The following is a 15,544-nucleotide window of genomic DNA, read 5'->3' as shown; positions in this document are numbered from 1 at the left end:
CAGGCTCCTTACCGGCCTGTTTTTAATAATTAACCACAATGATATCATTGCTACATAACTGCATTACCTGCAATAAGCGCGTGCAGGATATGATTTGGGACGGGACGTTTTATGAAAACCTGCTTACCCTGTTTCTGGCTTTTATAATTATTGCAGTAATAGTGGTTGTGCTTAGCTACCTTAGTGGCATGCGGCACCAGGCATTTATGGATAATCATCCTATGACAGCATCCTACACGCCGGTACCGCTCACTACCGCTGCAATGGTTTTAGGCATAGGCATTGGCGGGTTTATAGACGGTATTGTACTGCACCAGTTGCTGCAATGGCACCAGATGCTTACTAATGTTTTGCCGCCAGATACGCTTGAGGCCAAAAGCGTGAACATGTTTTGGGACGGTATTTTTCACCTGTTTACGCTTATAGTTACGCTGGTTGGCATTGTGCTGCTGTGGCGGCTTGCCGGGAGGAGGTATATTGACCTGTCCTTCCGTATGCTGGCAGGCGGTATGCTGAGCGGCTGGGGCATCTTTAATATTGTGGAAGGCACGGTGAACCACCACATACTGAAACTGCACAATGTGCGCGACAATGTTGCCGACCCTGATATCTGGAACTACGGTTTTTTGGCCATATCTGTAGTAATGTTCATTGTGGGCTTTTTCATCTCAAGAAACAAATAGAATGTTAATACTGTCAACTCATTTTAAATCAATAGCTAACTTTATGAATAAATGATAATTATAGCTACAAATCAGCAACAAATAACAACAATTAACAACTAAAAAAACTGGACTATGGAAGGATCAACCAAGTATGAAAAACAGGAAGTTGCAGGAAAGTCGATAGTGGTAACCGGCGGTACTACAGGCATTGGCAGGGCTACCGCTATTTTACTGGCAGCCGAAGGGGCTGATGTCATTATCGTGGGGCTTGATGAGCAGCACCTTAATGACGCGTTGGAAGACATCAACAAAACCGCGAAGGGGCAGGTGCATGGCTTGTTGGCTGACCTTGCTACCGAAGAAGGTATAAAAGCTGTTTTTGAAAAAGTGGACAGCACGTTTGACAGGCTTGACATCTTCGTGAACAATGCCGCCCTTCCCTACGGAAGCGTAACTGAAGGCAACTACAACGAGTGGCAGCGTGTAATTAATACAAACCTGCTAGCCTACCTTGCTTGTACTGCCGAAGCCGTAAACCGCATGGAACCGAATAAAGAAGGCCATATTGTGAATATAGGCTCTATGAGTGCTGATGTGCGTGAAGAGACCAGTTCGGTATACGTTGCGGCAAAATCGGGAATCCAGGGCTTCAGCGAATCGCTCAGAAAGGAAATAAATCCTAAAGGCATAAAACTAAGCCTGATAGAGCCCGGCGCTGTTGATACTGATATGCAGGCTGAAAGCACAGAACAGAAAAAAGAGAATGTTGAAAACCTTGAAATGATGACGGCTGATGATATTGCCTATGCCGTTCTTTACTGCATCACCCAGCCAAAACGCTGTGATGTGGCAGAGCTTAAAGTAAGGCCGCACCTTCAACTGATTTAGTAACCAAATATACTATCATGGAACCAATATCTGCATGGACAGCTACGTCTCAATACCGGCTTAAGGCTGGTGACCTGCTTAAAGAAATAACCCTGAAGGAATACACGCTGAAGATAATAGTGTCAGACTTCTGCCTCTGGATAGTGGCCGAATGGCCGAAGGGCGGGCGTATTGCTTTCAGGGCTGCATTTGCAGCCAACGACAATCTTGAAGTGGAAAGTGTGACAGGAGATGATATTGTTGATATTGAGCTGAAAGGAGAAACTGTAAACATAAAGGTATCGGTTGTGATACCCGACACCGAGAAAGCGATTTTCAGGTACACCACCGCAATGACACCGGTGTTTGATACGCTTATACCCTACTGGCCACGCGATATCATGCCGCTTTTCGACAATGAGGACGGTACAGAAAAAACCGAAGGGACAGTACATGCCAGCCAGGTAGGTACACGCTCTGGCAATCTGTTCTTCGGCTTTGAAAAGCCGAAAACAGGTTCGGTATTTTACTTCCAGGACCTGACATCGCTGAACAAATACTGCGAGACAACAGAGACATCAGCCGGTGACCTCGTAGGCGGTGTGTGGCCGGAAATAGGTATGAAGCTGCCTGAAACCAATAAAGATAAGCCGCTGAAAGCCGGGGAAGAATACATAGTTTGTGATGCCTATGTGGCGCTGAGCACTGACCTGCCGGAGGATAATTACCAGATGTCTCAGCAGTATCTCAATTGCCTTGCCGACGTGTACATGCTGATTCCGAAACCTGATACGGAATACCACGACTGGCCCGATATTTTGCATAAAGGGTTGCACGATCTTGAGAACCATAAGGGCTGCTGGCAGTTTGCCGACGGGCGTTCATACCTCAATGCCTACGTAAGCGACTACAAGACCCCGCCTGAGATTATGGTACAGCTGGCAGTACTGCTGCCGCTGCTTGACTTTGATAAGTGGAGCGGCGAAGACCACTCGCCGGTAATTGCTACCCTGCACGAAGGATTGGAGAACTTTTATGACGAGCAGCTGGGCACAATCGTAAGATGGCTGCCGACCATGGAAAAGAACCTGGACTGGAGTGAAGAGCAGAAAAAGCCCGACGTGATGGATTCCTGGTACCTGCACCACCCTTTGCTGAACCTTTCACGCCTGGCAATGGATGGTGATGAGACCGCCAAAAAGCTGCTGCTTAATTCAATTGACTACGCAATTAAAGTAGCGCACCACTTCAAATACGAATGGCCGGTGTTCTATAAAATGTCGACACTTGAGGTGCTTAAAGCCGAAACACAGGAAGGCCAGGGCGGCGAGAAAGACGTACCCGGAGCCTATGCCCACCTGATGATACAAGTCTGGCAGATAACCGGTGAGCAAAAATATTTTGACGAAGCAGTAAAAGCCGCCAAAAAGCTGGATGGCCTTAGCTTTAATATTTTTTACCAAGCCAATAATACGGCTTTTTCGGCCGGTGCATTGCTGAGGCTTTACAAAGAAACGAAAGATGAGATGTTCCTTAACCTGAGCTACCTGTGTATTGCTTCAATTCTCAAGAATGTACAATTGTGGAACAGCAATTACGGCAATGCGAAGCACTACCCTACTTTCTTTGCCATCTATCCGCTTAAGGATGCTCCTTACACTGCGGCATACGAAGAACAGGAGGTTTATGCAGGCATACACACTTTCCTGAAAGAGGCCGACGGGCTTGACAACATCCTGCCATCGGTTAAGCTGCTGCTGGCTGAGCTGGTGAAGTATGTTATCAACCGGGTGTCTTACTATTATCCGCCAAGGCTGCCAAGGGAGGTTTTGGTAGAAAGAGAAGAAGTGAAGACCGGTGAGATTGATCCTAACCTGTGGATTGCGCTTGAAGACCTTCAAGACGGCTGGAATCAAAGCGGGCAGGTAGGCCAGGAAGTATATGGCGCCGGTATTGCATTTGGTATAGTACCGCGACAATATCACAAATTAGAGGATGCCGGAGTAATGCTGTTTACAGAGTATCCGGTTGCGGATTTTAAAGCCACAAAAACAAAAGCAACGTTTTATGCCCGTGGTGATTCAGGGCTTACCTTCCGGATGGCGATACTGCCATTAAAAGGTAAAATGCCAAAGGCAGAAGTAACCATAACAGTGGCTGAATCTGTTAAAGATAAAGTAAACCCTGAAAAAGGTGCTACAGCCAAATACAGTGAATATATACTTCGCGGCGACAGCAGGATTGAGATAAAATGGCAGGCGTAGCAATCTATCTGTAGCAAATAAAAAATCCGTAGCATTACACTACAGATTTTTATGTCAGATTATCATGGGCTATTCCGAAAACAACTCCAACTCTTCGCCGTCAAAAGTTGCATAACATACTTTGGCTTTAGAATTTTGCTGGTAAAACCTGCCATCTTTATCAAGCCCGATTGCCCCGGCATCACCGTCAACTTCCTTCAGCTCATTAAATGATTTTTCAAAAGCTTCCTCAATCGTAAAGCCGTCGGTTACCCTTACCACTATTTTAGCCGCCAGCGCATTGTTGACGATATCTTCACCTGTGCCGGTACAGCTTATCCCACAGTATTTATTGGCGTAATTACCGGCAATGGTACCGCTGTCAGCCACGCGGCCTGCCAGCTGCTTGCCTTTTCCTCCGGTTGAGGTCCCTGCCGCAATGTTGCCGTCAGCATCAAGCGCTACGCATCCTACGGTGCCTTTGCCGCCCGGTTTGGTTTCCTCCTCAAATTCCTTTCTTGTCTTAGGTATCTCGACAGAATATTCTTCGAATCCATGCTGCATGGCAAACTCCCTGGCCTTGTTGGCCGACAGTGCCTTGTCTTTATACCCAATGAGCTTTTCTGCAATTTTTATAGGATTTCTCACACTTTCAATATTGATCACGGCAGTAATTTCAGGCTTGGAGCCATCACTCAGCGCCGCATTCATCCGAATGATGCCATCCTGCTGCAGTTGTGAGCCTGTACCGGCATCGTACAGCGGGTCATCTTCAAGAAGCGTGATTGTGTACACTACAGTTTCAACCGCGGAATGTATTTTTAAATATTCGTATCCTTTTTGCACGATTTCGGTCATTGATTTTTTAATAGCGTTAATCTCATTTGGGTCATCGGTCTCCAAAAGGCCCCCGTGAATTATTAGTCTCATATATTTGTTAAAGAAGTGTTAATTGGTTTATTTTTGTAGTCACATCCATTCACGACCCCACATAAGTATTTTTAAAGGTGGCGCAAAATGTATTAAATCTGGTTTCATCTTTATAACACACTCGTTTAAAGCAGAATATACAGTAAGTTGTGTACGTAACTTTACCTGGTGCAGCTGCCAAGGCCAGTGATGGATGTCAACCCTGAAAATTTTGTCATTTTTGTTTTCGAACAACGCATGCCTTTCCGAGAGCCATATTTCAAGAGGTGACTTTTGGGCTATCAATCCGCCGACAGAATAATCGAGTTCAAGATACCCGTTTTTACTCGATCCGTAATATTGATGCTCTTCTCTTTTTATCTTTGAAGTGACGTACGGCACCCCTATGAGCAGGCGCGCCAAAATTGCCGGCAGCAGTTTACCGGCTTCAATGGTGAGGAAATAAATACCCGGGATACCGTTGCGCTTTACATACGTCCTTATATTAATCTCATGAAAATCAGACAGAAAAGATATCGATGGCAAGCTGCGCGGCCGCATCCCTTTCACAGAAAATGCCACCAGTGAAACCCAGGCAACGCCATCATATAAATCCAGTTCAAGCGTTTCGGGCAGCATGGCTTTCAGGGCTTTTGGGTTTGCGCGCCAGTGCAGAAAAATAGTATCATGCCACTCCTGATAATACTTCCAGGGTTTATCAGGCAGCGGATAAGCCCTGTTGCTCTGATAGCTAAGTATCTCATCGTCAAATGCCATTACCTAAAATTTCTGGCGGGTCTTTTTTTCCACTTCCTGCTCCCACTCCTGCCCCGTTGCCGAAAGGTATTCGGAGTAATTCCACGTGTTGAAATCAGTCAGCAGGTTTGGGTCTTTGCGGCAAACATAGGTTTCGTCTTCAGGCATGGTTTCAACAGTAAAACCGCAACTTCGGAGCATTGACACGACTCCCTGATGGTTGGGCACCCACCAGTTTGTATAGTCACCTGCAAGGCTTTTTTCGATAAATGCCATTGACGGGTAGGCGGGGTCTTTAAGTATATCCCTTTCATGGAAAGGTATGTCAGCCGGCACTTCCATCTCTTCCTTGCCGGGCATTGCCAAAGTCTGGAATATGAAGTGATTTGAGGCCTTCTGCGCTACAATATCAAGTGCCAGCAACGGGTAGCGCAGGTGGTAAAATACCCCCATAAACAGCACCAGATCAAACTCCCCGGCATACTTTGCAAGGTCATACACCTGCATTTTTTTAAAGGTGATCACGTCACTCATCCCAAATTGTTCGGTTACCCAGCGTGCCTGTTTCAGGTAATGTTCGTCAAGGTCAATAGCCACAACATGTGCTCCCCGCTTAGCCATTTCGATGGAATAGAATCCTGCATTACAGCCAATGTCAAGCACCTTCAAGCCAATCATGTTGCGTGGAATATGCTGGCGTATATTATCCCATTTAAACGTGGGAAAGTCGCCCAGGAAATGATTTGGCGCAGTTTGGGTACCGTCGGGCAGGTGGATGTTATGGAACCATGGACCCAATTCATCAATTTTGTCCCCGATATTTTTCAATTGCTCTTGAGAACCCTGATTATCAGTTACGTTTTTCATCAGCTTTCTTTTCCATCTCATCCATTACCTTTTCAGGCCGGATGTCTTTTGTAATTTGATTGATCTTAACATCTTCAGGAATATCTACCCCTATTTTACTTGATATGGCATGAACAAGTATTATAAGTTGCGTAAGTTCATGCTCTGCAAGCAAAGATACCTGCAGGTCAAGTTCTGCACGCTTATCAGCCTGAATGCTTGTACGGTTCTGGCTTATCAGTACAAATGTGGAAAGAAATATAGCTTCAACAGATGCTACCATTGCCAGCACAACAAAAGAAGGGTCAAAAGGCTTCAGGCCGGTAAGCCCTAGATTCCAGAATATCCAAACCCCGAAGATTGCCAAGTGCAGGTACACAAAAGCCATACTGCCTGTAAAGCCTGTGATGGCATCGGCAATTTTGGCTTCAGCGGGTCGCTTCTTTTCCTCCTCCTTACTGCGCTCAAGCAATACGCTGATATTGCGCGCCACCACGTTTGACGTATCTACGCCATGTGTTTGCATATTATCGGTGAGACTTTAGCGAACCTGAAATTTTTTTCCTGTTTACAATTAAAGCTGTTACGCCTACAGCCACAACTGTAACAGCTGCAACCTTTAGCAGAAAGTTTTTCCTGTTGTATTTCATTTCAGCCGTCCAGCCGCGTTCAGCAAAAATATTCGGGATTTTTCCGTGCGCCAGGTCATCAATTATGCCTTCACCTGCACCTATCCTGTCAGCCAGTATAAGCGGTATCCATCGGCGCAAATCAGATTCGCTCCAGGTATACGCATACCTCCTTATCATTCCGCTCAGGCCCGACGGCGGCACCGTAGTACCAAATACCGCCGGCATGTTGTTACGCTCGGTTGATGTAAGTATTTCTACATCCTGCGGCTGCTGTTCAGGCCGTTCCCAGGTATAGCCAAAACGCTCTTCATCAGTACGTTTTTTCATTGGGTACGTTGGGTCATTCTCAAGGTCGGCATCTATGCCCCAGCCTTTTATATGGCTGTAGTCAGCCATCATGCTGTTCATTCTGTTATCTGGTGTGAATTCACTTTCCATAATGCAATTTTTTAAGTTAAGACGGGATGAGTACAGGCTTGATACAGTTATCCAGCTTTGCCGAGAAGATGTGGTAGCCTTCTGCCACTTCATGAAGCGGAATGCGGTGTGTAATCATGTCTTTTGGCGACAATACACCGTTCTTTACATGCTCAATAAGCCTTGGAAGCAGCCTTTTTACAGATGCCTGGTTTGCCCTTATCGTAATACCCTTGTTAACCACATTGCCTATAGGGACTAGCGCATTCACAGGGCCGTAAACACCTACAATTGAAACTATTCCGCCTTTTTTTACAGAGTTTATAGCCCAATGCAGCGCTGTTGTAGTGCCGCCCTGCAGCAGTAATTTACGCCCGAGCAATGTATTCATTGCATCGCCCGCTGCCTCACAGCCTACGGCATCAATACATACATCTGCCCCAAGGGAGTCAGTAGTATGCTTTATAAACTCAACCACATCGCCCAGGTAGTTGAAGTTATATGCCTCACACTGTGCAAATTTCTGTACAAACTCAAGCCTGTAATCAAGCTGGTCTATCACAATTACACGCCCCGCGCCAAACAGCCATGCACATTTTGCTGCCATAATACCTACCGGGCCTGCGCCGAAAACAACAACAGTATCACCCGGTAATATTCCGCCCATCTCCGCAGCCTGGTAACCTGTTGGCACTACATCTGTCAGCAGCACCGCATCATCAGGATCCATCCAGTCGGGTATAACGGTCGGTCCTACATCGGCATAGGGTACACGCACATACTCTGCCTGCCCCCCGTCAAATCCGCCTGCAGTGTGAGAGTATCCAAAAATACCGCCAACTGCTGTAGCTTCCGGGTTAGACTCATGGCAGTTTCCAAAAAGCTCCTGGCGGCAGAAGGCACACTTACCGCACGCTATGTTGAACGGAACTATAACCTTATCACCCACCTTTACATTTTGTACAGATGAACCGACTTCTACAATTTCGCCTACAAATTCATGTCCGAAGGTTGAACCCACGCGCGTGTCAGGAACCAGGCCATGGTACAAGTGCAGGTCGCTTCCGCAGATGCACGAGCGCAGCACTTTTACAATAGCATCATTCGGATGCTCTATTTCGGGTATCGGCTTGTCCCTGTCAGCCCTAACACGGAAGGGACCTCTGAAATTCATTGCTATCATAGTTAAATTTTTTAGTGGATGGTTATTATTTATTTAATGGATGAATTCTGAGAAATCTTTATGCTCTTCCAGCATCAATTCTTCCTCTGACAAAGAGCGGAAGTAATCATACGTTTTCTGCATGCCTTCAGCACGGTCAACTTTGGGCTCCCAATCCAGCAGAGCCTTGGCTTTATCTATACTGGGCCTTCGCTGCAACGGGTCGTTTAGCGGCAGCGGCTGGTATATTATCTTTTGATTTGTACCGGTAAGCTTTATAATCTCTTCTGCAAAATCCTTAATAGTAATTTCATCAGGATTGCCAATGTTTACCGGAAGGCAGTAATCAGAATGCAGCAGCCTGAAAATGCCCTCCACCTGGTCATCAATATAGCAGAATGAGCGTGTCTGGCTGCCATCACCAAACACAGTAAGGTCTTCTCCACGAAGCGCCTGGCCTATAAAAGCAGGTATAACACGGCCGTCATTCAGCCGCATCCTGGGGCCGTAGGTATTAAAAATCCTTACTATGCGTACATCAACACCATGAAATGTATGGTAAGCCATGGTAAGCGATTCCTGAAAGCGTTTTGCCTCATCATACACGCCACGGGGGCCAATAGTATTAACATTACCATAGTATTCTTCAGTTTGAGGATGCACTAGCGGATCTCCGTATACTTCCGAAGTTGAAGCGATGAGGATGCGGGCTTTTTTTACGCGTGCCAGCCCGAGCAGGTTATGAGTACCGAGCGAACCGACCTTTAAGGTCTGTATGGGAATACGCAGATAATCTATAGGGCTCGCCGGGGATGCGAAGTGTAATATATAATCAAGTTCACCGGGAATGTTTACAAACTTTGTGATGTCGTGGTGGTAAAATTCAAAATTCTTAAGCATGAACAAATGCTCTATATTTTTGAGGTTTCCAGTAATCAGGTTATCCATGGCAATCACGTGGCAGCCTTCTTTAACAAACCTGTCGCAGAGGTGTGAGCCAATAAAACCGGCCACGCCTGTTATCAGTACTTTTTTCATAATGGTATTGGAAAAAAAGCCGGAGCATACAAGCCCCGGCGAATTAATAATCAACTTTTTCAGCTGATGAAAACAGAGGTGCCCGCACCAAGAAAAGTAACAAAAACACTAAGTGCAGGTAACCTTTGATGTTGCTTATGGGCGTGTAGTAGTTCCAGAGCCGCCTGTCCCGGTGCCTGAACCACCAGTTCCTGTACCTGAGCCACTAGTTCCCGTGCCTAAGCCTGAACTTCCGGTTCCTGTACCGGTACCGCTGCCTGAACCAGAACTTGTACCTGTCGCGGTTGTATCGGTTTGTACTCCTGTGCCACCATCAGCCCCGGGATCCATACCGCCGCCGGCTTCACCTGTTGGCGCCTGGGTTTCGTCATAGTTGTCTGTGTTGCTCCCGTTTGTAGTGTCACCACCTTCAGTGTCACTGTTTCCTTTACAAGCTGCAAGTGTAAGGCCTGCAAATAGCATTGCGGCAAATACTGTCTTTAAATTCGATTTTTTCATGATATCTATGGTTTGTATTACTTCAAAGTTCCTGATTATTAAATTGTAACGTCTTACATCATTTCGCTAAACGTTTGCATCATTTGCCATAATATGCGGTTTGGCAATTGCGGAGAGTTCTTCCAGATATTCTAATAATTCAGCAGCACGTGCTTCTGCTGTATGTGCGGTAAGTATTTTATTCCGGGCATTATTGCCTATGCTTTTACGTTCAGCCTCAGTGACAGATGTAATATAATGTATAACATCTTCAACGGTACGGCCAATCAGTATCTCTGTACCTTCAGTAAATAGGTCTGTGAGCCCCTCCCAGTAATCAGAGATTATAGGTACGCCACAGGCAGCAGCCTCAAATAGCCTTACACTCGGCGAATAACCCGCAGCAATCATATCTTCGCGGGTAACATTAAGCGTAAAGCGCTGCGAGTTATAAAAATCCCTGTGCATTGCCGGCGGTAGGTGCTCTATACGTTCTACATTCTGGGGCCAGTTTATATCAGCTGGGTATTGCGGACCTGCCACGACAAAATCCCTTCCGGGCAGCATTTCCGCGGGTTCATTAAGTAACTGATTTAATGTAGGCTGACGGTCGGTGCTATAGGTGCCAAGATATCCCAAATCCCATTTTTTTGGTTTGTCTTCAGGATAATAATTTTCCGGGTCAACCGAGCAATACAGCGGCCTCGCACATGGTGAGCCATAATAATTTTCGAGATATTCAAGCACTGGCCCGCCTGTAAATGACAGATAGATGTCATACCGGCTTATCAGTTCCGGCGATATATATTCATAGTCACCCCTGCTCAGCTTTGCCAGCGTAACGGGAGTGTCAATATCGTAAAATGCTTTAATCCCTTTAGCCGTATTTACAACCCACTCGCCTACCTCAACACCCTGCCGAACGTAAGAGCCCACAATAACAGCATCGGCTTCGGCAACTTCATTGTAATAGTTGGTGTACAATTCTTCATTAGACGTATAAAGCACAGTTTCGCAAAAGTCAGGATTGGGCATATCACGGTGCGGAGCATACCAAGGCACATCTTTTTCCAAAAACAGTATATCATGTCCCTTTTTTGCCAATGCCTTAAGCAGCGCCCTGTATGTTGTGGCATGCCCATTGCCCCATGATGAGGTTATGGATAAGCCTATTACTACTATTTTCATAATTATAAGTATATTTTTTCGGCCGAAGACAACGACTTATCAAAGATGGAATCAAGAAGCCCGGCCCTGTTATTATAAGTATGGTGTGACATTGCCCTACTATAAGCTGCCTTACCTATTTCAAGGGCTCTTTCAGGTGTGAGTTCCCTAAGGATTTCAGCCACTTCTTCGCCATTATTTGCTATAAGTATTTCTTTGCCGGGTTCAAAAAAGAAATCAACCCCTTCCCAGTAATCGGTGATGATACAGGCGCCTGCACCGGCGGCCTCAAACACTCGTGTTGCCGGCGAAAAGCCGTATTTTGCCATACTGTCGCGGCTTATGTTAAGCACGGCAAGCGGCGAAGTATTAAAGGCATTGTGTTGGTTTGTATATACGTGGCCTACATAATTTGCATTACCGGGCAGGGCTTTGTCTCCCCAACCGCTGCCCCCTAAGATAAACTTCTTATCAGGCAGGATTTCCGCAGCATTAAGGAAGAACTCCTCCACACGCGCTTCCCTGTCGGGCAGCCTGTTTCCCAGAAATGCCAAGTCACATTGATATTGTTCCTCAGCCGGTACCGGATGGTGTGTTTCTGCATCAAAGGCGTTATACACCGGGATGCATTTCTGAGCCAGCTTGCTTTCATATGCATCAATTACAGGCTGCCCTCCTCCATAGGTAAGGATATAATCATATTTCGGAATCAGTTCATTGAACGGGTCAAACGGGTCAGAATTAATCCTGTCAAGCGTGGCGGGTGCATCAACATCCCAGAAAATCACCAGGTTATTATCGGCTTTCAACTTAGCGACTCCAGCTTCTAAAAGATCATCAAATGCACCAACACCACTGGCTTTTATAATGACATCGGCTAGCGAGGCTTCTGCAAGCAGGCGCTCAATTTCTGCTTCTGTGCTTTCATATATTACCACTTTGCAATAGTCAGGGTCAGCTATGTCCCTGTGCTTTTGCCTGTCATAGATATCTGGCTCGTAAAACGTTACTTCATGCCCCAGCTGTGAAAGCGCTTTTACAATGCCGCGATAATACGTTGCCGCGCCGTTCCAGTATGCTGACACGACACTTGACCCGAAAAAGGCAATTTTACTTTTAGTCTCCATATTCCTGCTTGATTTTGGTTGAAAATAGTAGTGACTCTTCAATTCCCAACGCTGTTAAAAATTCTTCCAGATCGTCCACACGGTGCGCACAAGTATGCCGCGATATAATTGTCTGCAATGCATTACCGGCTACCTCATCCGCAAGGCCTTCATCAAATAAAATTGCCTGCAGTTGTTTTACCATCTCATCGCCGCAATTTGCCGTAAGGAAATCTTTACCCGGTGTAAATAATTTTTCAGCATCCTCCCAAGGCGCAGATATTAAAGGAATGCCACACGCCATAGCCTCAAAAGGCCTAATTGTTGGTATGCCCGGCAGCGTTTTTACATAAGGCCCTCTTGGCACATGTACCGTTACCTTGTACTTTGCAAAAACACCAGGCGCCTTATAGTTAGGCAGCCAGCCTCCATATTCAATTCCGGCTTCTTTAAGCGCCGCCAAAGCTTCTTCAGGATATCGCACCCCAAATACTTTCGCCTTCAGCCCAAGCTTTTTAACCGGTTCAATAAGAAACTCTTTCAGTTCTTCAGTCCGTTCTCCGTCTCCCCAGTTGCCAATCCATACAAGATCACCCTCTTTTTCGGCACCGCTTCGGGGCTTGAAAAGCTTTGTATCAGCAGCTTCATGCCATGTCCATGTTTTAGGGAACCATTTCTTCTCATCATAAATTTTCCTGAGCACTTCACCAAAAACCAATGCACCATCATAGTTTGTAAAATTGTACTGTGACATGCTCTCAGCATCCGACACAGCACGATGGTGTGTGTCGTGGAATAACAGTTTATATCCCATTTCGGGTTTAAGTGCACCGATTTTTGCAACAAGGTCATGCCTGTTCCATTCATGTACAATCACCAGGTCTGCATTATTAAGTACTGCCCTGAGATTTATGTTGTCAGCATCATAAAAATGCGGACGAAGGTTTGGGTAATACGCCCTGAACTCGTTTGCGGTTTCTATACCGTGGTCATTAATAAGGTTTGACAGGCTCCAGTTGGCAGTTTCTTCGTATACCCTAACATCATGCCCACGATGCAACAGTTCAGTCACAATACCGCGAAGAAAGTGTGCATTGCCGTGATTCCAGTCTGATGCCAGGGAGTGGTAAAACATTATAATTTTCATGGTTGTGTAATTTTGTTTGGTTGATGCTCTTTATGATATAAAGCCTCATAAATGCTAATGTAGCTTTCAGCCATTTTTGCGGAAGAATACTGTTGTGCACGCTGCTTTGCTTTTTCTGCCATTTGTTTTCTGAATGTGCCATTTTCAATAAGCTGCTGAATGCATGCTTTTGCTTCTTCTTCAGAATTAGGGTCGAAGTATACCGCAGCATCTCCCCATATTTCACGGAATGAGCTTATACTGCTTAGAACAAGCGCACAGCCGGATGATGCTGCTTCAAGTACGGAAAGCCCGAACGGTTCATATAATGCGCCCGAAACATATATGGAAGCTTGCTGCATTTTGTCTAAAAGTGCCTCATGTTTCATGCTTCCTAAGAACATAATATTCTCAGGGTGATTAATTTTGCCATCGGGACTCGTGTTGTTACCGGCTACATGAACAGGCCATGCCAGATCTTTCGCAATCCGCGATAGCAGCTGTACGTTCTTCGCTTCATCCCAAAGGCGGCCTGCCGTTAGTATAAAGGGCTGTTTCTCAACAGATGTATTATCAGCCTGATTGGCGCCATTGTAAATAACCTGTGCATGAGGTATAGGGCCATACTCTTCTTTAGCCTGCCCCAGCATTGCAAAAGATGGGAACACAACAACATCAGACGAGAAGACTGACTCTTCAACCAAACTGTAATATTCTTCCCATTCTTGCGGCGTGGCAGTGCCTTTAACAGCCCTGAACCAGGTGCAGACACAAGAGTGAAATACCGTAATTACGCCACAATTCCAATCGGTTGCGACAGCCATGAAGTTATTAAAATGGATAACATCCGGCTTTACCGTTTCATAAACATCGGCAATCCATTCTGCTGCGATGGTGACATCCTTTGCAGAATCTTCCATCCACTCCAGCTTCAGGTTGCTTTCGTACAGTATAACATTATCAAGCTCGCGTACTTCTTTATTTTGCCCTTCATTAAGCCACGCTCCCATTGTAAGCAAATGAATTTCAGTATTGTACTGCTGAAGTTCACGGCACAGCGTCATAGCATAGCTCCACACCCCGCCAACCGTATCGGCTGTCATTAGTATTGTGAGCTTACCTTCCATAAAGCCTGTCGATTAATTTTGCTACGGCCAGGTATTCATTCGCCGTCACCGGGTCAAAACCTTTGCCTTTCAGCACGTTTGAAGCCCACACGGCCCCGGCACGCCCACACCACTTGTCTATTCCGTTTTCCAGTATCTGTACCTGCGTGCCATTGTATTTTTCGGCCACAAAATCATAGAACGAGCCGTTGACGTTCCTGAAAGCAGCACCGGCTTCGGTACCATAAAATACCGCTTCAATTACGGCATCTTTACCGGCCGAGATATTCCACGAGCAGTCAAGGCTTATGGTTGTACCCTCAGCCGTACCCAATACTGCTTTAGCATAATCTTCGACTTTTTCTTCACGGGGCAATAACTTTTCGCCTTTACTGTACAGGGTGCTTTTTACCTCATCAATCTCCGGGAAGCCCAGGCAGCACATGGCCATATCAAGCAAGTGTACGCCAAGGTCCATCACGCAGCCGCCACCTGATTGCTTTATATCATAAAACCAGGCTTTATCAGGCCCGTACGCGTTGTGGAAGACAAGGTTTACAGCATATACTTTACCTATCTGCCCACTTGTTATCACTTCAAAAACTTCATTAAAGGCTTTGGTATACCTGTAAGACAGGTCGACAGACAGTAATTTATCAGCATGTTGAGAGGCCTCAATTATAGCCTCAACTTCTGCTGCCGTCCGGCCTAGTGGTTTCTGGCAGAATACAGCCTTCCCGGCCTCAAGCGCATTAAGTGATTGTTCCGCATGCAAGGCGCTGGGCGTTGCTATAACCACACCATCCAAATCTCCATTATTGTAAATATCTTCAGGTGCAACCATGGCGGCATCGGGAGCCATTTTTAGCGCTTCTGCGGCATTTTCTTCACCCGGTTCTGCTATGGCTGCGGCTTTCGCTTTTCCGTTATCCAGAATTGCCTGCATCCTGTTGCGGCCAATCCATCCTACGCCGATAAAGCCTAATGCCAGTGTTTTCTTTCCTATTGCTATGTATGTAGTTTCCAT

Annotated in this window: 16 protein-coding genes; 3 read left to right on the top strand and 13 right to left on the bottom strand. The window is 46.0% G+C overall.

Annotation, left to right across the window (positions count from 1 at the left end; translation table 11 throughout):
- Positions 1 to 38 precede the first annotated feature (38 nt).
- The 3 genes from LRS05_RS07890 to LRS05_RS07880 all read left to right on the top strand — a co-directional run bounded on the left by LRS05_RS07890 (position 39) and on the right by LRS05_RS07880 (position 3,796).
- Complete coding sequence (locus LRS05_RS07890) at positions 39 to 683, top strand: DUF2243 domain-containing protein (protein ID WP_257867817.1); 645 nt, start codon at positions 39 to 41, stop codon at positions 681 to 683.
- Positions 684 to 797: 114 nt separating this feature from the next.
- Entirely contained in the window at positions 798 to 1,553 is a 756-nt protein-coding gene (locus LRS05_RS07885; RefSeq protein ID WP_257867816.1) for an SDR family oxidoreductase, read from the top strand.
- A gap of 17 nt (positions 1,554 to 1,570) precedes the next feature.
- Entirely contained in the window at positions 1,571 to 3,796 is a 2,226-nt protein-coding gene (locus LRS05_RS07880; RefSeq protein WP_257867815.1) for a hypothetical protein, read from the top strand.
- 69 nt (positions 3,797 to 3,865) lie between these two features.
- Here the strand turns inward: LRS05_RS07880 and LRS05_RS07875 are convergent, their stop codons facing one another.
- From LRS05_RS07875 to LRS05_RS07815, 13 genes are all read right to left on the bottom strand, one after another.
- The gene (locus LRS05_RS07875) at positions 3,866 to 4,705 is read right to left on the bottom strand and encodes an isoaspartyl peptidase/L-asparaginase (RefSeq protein ID WP_257867814.1); all 840 of its coding nucleotides are present in this window, start codon (positions 4,703 to 4,705) and stop codon (positions 3,866 to 3,868) included.
- A 39-nt stretch (positions 4,706 to 4,744) separates the two neighbouring features.
- Positions 4,745 to 5,461: a YqjF family protein gene (locus LRS05_RS07870; protein ID WP_257867813.1), complete on the bottom strand. Its 717-nt coding sequence runs from the start codon at positions 5,459 to 5,461 to the stop codon at positions 4,745 to 4,747.
- Positions 5,462 to 5,464: 3 nt separating this feature from the next.
- On the bottom strand, positions 5,465 to 6,307 hold the full coding sequence (locus tag LRS05_RS07865) for a TIGR04290 family methyltransferase (protein ID WP_257867812.1): 843 nt from the start codon (positions 6,305 to 6,307) through the stop codon (positions 5,465 to 5,467).
- A complete protein-coding gene (locus LRS05_RS07860; protein WP_257867811.1) occupies positions 6,291 to 6,812 on the bottom strand; it encodes a DUF1003 domain-containing protein in 522 nt (173 codons plus the stop codon). The genes LRS05_RS07865 and LRS05_RS07860 overlap by 17 nt, the downstream gene beginning before the upstream one ends.
- Before the next feature lies 1 nt (position 6,813).
- Positions 6,814 to 7,356 carry a hypothetical protein gene (locus tag LRS05_RS07855; protein WP_257867810.1) on the bottom strand — a complete coding sequence of 181 codons (543 nt, stop codon included), beginning with the start codon at positions 7,354 to 7,356 and terminating at the stop codon, positions 6,814 to 6,816.
- A gap of 16 nt (positions 7,357 to 7,372) precedes the next feature.
- Positions 7,373 to 8,518 (bottom strand): zinc-dependent alcohol dehydrogenase, encoded by a 1,146-nt coding sequence (locus LRS05_RS07850; protein WP_257867809.1) that lies wholly within the window; start codon positions 8,516 to 8,518, stop codon positions 7,373 to 7,375.
- A gap of 33 nt (positions 8,519 to 8,551) precedes the next feature.
- Entirely contained in the window at positions 8,552 to 9,535 is a 984-nt protein-coding gene (locus LRS05_RS07845) for a UDP-glucuronic acid decarboxylase family protein (RefSeq protein ID WP_257867808.1), read from the bottom strand.
- Positions 9,536 to 9,670: 135 nt separating this feature from the next.
- Positions 9,671 to 10,033 (bottom strand): hypothetical protein, encoded by a 363-nt coding sequence (locus LRS05_RS07840; RefSeq protein ID WP_257867807.1) that lies wholly within the window; start codon positions 10,031 to 10,033, stop codon positions 9,671 to 9,673.
- 66 nt (positions 10,034 to 10,099) lie between these two features.
- Positions 10,100 to 11,200 carry a glycosyltransferase gene (locus tag LRS05_RS07835; RefSeq protein ID WP_257867806.1) on the bottom strand — a complete coding sequence of 367 codons (1,101 nt, stop codon included), beginning with the start codon at positions 11,198 to 11,200 and terminating at the stop codon, positions 10,100 to 10,102.
- A gap of 2 nt (positions 11,201 to 11,202) precedes the next feature.
- Positions 11,203 to 12,306, bottom strand: a complete 1,104-nt coding sequence (locus LRS05_RS07830) for a glycosyltransferase (RefSeq protein ID WP_257867805.1) — start codon at positions 12,304 to 12,306, stop codon at positions 11,203 to 11,205.
- Entirely contained in the window at positions 12,296 to 13,432 is a 1,137-nt protein-coding gene (locus tag LRS05_RS07825) for a glycosyltransferase (protein ID WP_257867804.1), read from the bottom strand. Before LRS05_RS07825 ends, LRS05_RS07830 begins: the two co-directional genes overlap by 11 nt.
- Positions 13,429 to 14,538, bottom strand: coding sequence for a glycosyltransferase (locus LRS05_RS07820; RefSeq protein ID WP_257867803.1), 1,110 nt, complete (start codon positions 14,536 to 14,538; stop codon positions 13,429 to 13,431). The genes LRS05_RS07825 and LRS05_RS07820 overlap by 4 nt, the downstream gene beginning before the upstream one ends.
- A complete protein-coding gene (locus tag LRS05_RS07815; RefSeq protein WP_257867802.1) occupies positions 14,528 to 15,544 on the bottom strand; it encodes a Gfo/Idh/MocA family protein in 1,017 nt (338 codons plus the stop codon). The genes LRS05_RS07820 and LRS05_RS07815 overlap by 11 nt, the downstream gene beginning before the upstream one ends.

Source organism: Flavobacterium sp. J372, from assembly GCF_024699965.1.
In the GTDB taxonomy this organism is placed as follows: Bacteria; Bacteroidota; Bacteroidia; order Flavobacteriales; family Flavobacteriaceae; genus Flavobacterium.
The sequence above is the reverse complement of the archived record's forward strand: the minus strand, read 5'-3'. Positions and strand labels throughout refer to the sequence as shown.

Excerpts from the sequence above, each read along its gene's own strand:
- LRS05_RS07890 (WP_257867817.1), top strand. The coding sequence starts at position 39 with ATGATATCATTGCTACATAACTGCATTACCTGCAATAAGCGCGTGCAG.
- LRS05_RS07885 (WP_257867816.1), top strand. The coding sequence starts at position 798 with ATGGAAGGATCAACCAAGTATGAAAAACAGGAAGTTGCAGGAAAGTCG.
- LRS05_RS07880 (WP_257867815.1), top strand. The coding sequence starts at position 1,571 with ATGGAACCAATATCTGCATGGACAGCTACGTCTCAATACCGGCTTAAG.
- LRS05_RS07875 (WP_257867814.1), bottom strand. The coding sequence starts at position 4,705 with ATGAGACTAATAATTCACGGGGGCCTTTTGGAGACCGATGACCCAAAT.
- LRS05_RS07870 (WP_257867813.1), bottom strand. The coding sequence starts at position 5,461 with ATGGCATTTGACGATGAGATACTTAGCTATCAGAGCAACAGGGCTTAT.
- LRS05_RS07865 (WP_257867812.1), bottom strand. The coding sequence starts at position 6,307 with ATGAAAAACGTAACTGATAATCAGGGTTCTCAAGAGCAATTGAAAAAT.
- LRS05_RS07860 (WP_257867811.1), bottom strand. The coding sequence starts at position 6,812 with ATGCAAACACATGGCGTAGATACGTCAAACGTGGTGGCGCGCAATATC.
- LRS05_RS07855 (WP_257867810.1), bottom strand. The coding sequence starts at position 7,356 with ATGGAAAGTGAATTCACACCAGATAACAGAATGAACAGCATGATGGCT.
- LRS05_RS07850 (WP_257867809.1), bottom strand. The coding sequence starts at position 8,518 with ATGATAGCAATGAATTTCAGAGGTCCCTTCCGTGTTAGGGCTGACAGG.
- LRS05_RS07845 (WP_257867808.1), bottom strand. The coding sequence starts at position 9,535 with ATGAAAAAAGTACTGATAACAGGCGTGGCCGGTTTTATTGGCTCACAC.
- LRS05_RS07840 (WP_257867807.1), bottom strand. The coding sequence starts at position 10,033 with ATGAAAAAATCGAATTTAAAGACAGTATTTGCCGCAATGCTATTTGCA.
- LRS05_RS07835 (WP_257867806.1), bottom strand. The coding sequence starts at position 11,200 with ATGAAAATAGTAGTAATAGGCTTATCCATAACCTCATCATGGGGCAAT.
- LRS05_RS07830 (WP_257867805.1), bottom strand. The coding sequence starts at position 12,306 with ATGGAGACTAAAAGTAAAATTGCCTTTTTCGGGTCAAGTGTCGTGTCA.
- LRS05_RS07825 (WP_257867804.1), bottom strand. The coding sequence starts at position 13,432 with ATGAAAATTATAATGTTTTACCACTCCCTGGCATCAGACTGGAATCAC.
- LRS05_RS07820 (WP_257867803.1), bottom strand. The coding sequence starts at position 14,538 with ATGGAAGGTAAGCTCACAATACTAATGACAGCCGATACGGTTGGCGGG.
- LRS05_RS07815 (WP_257867802.1), bottom strand. The coding sequence starts at position 15,544 with ATGGAAACTACATACATAGCAATAGGAAAGAAAACACTGGCATTAGGC.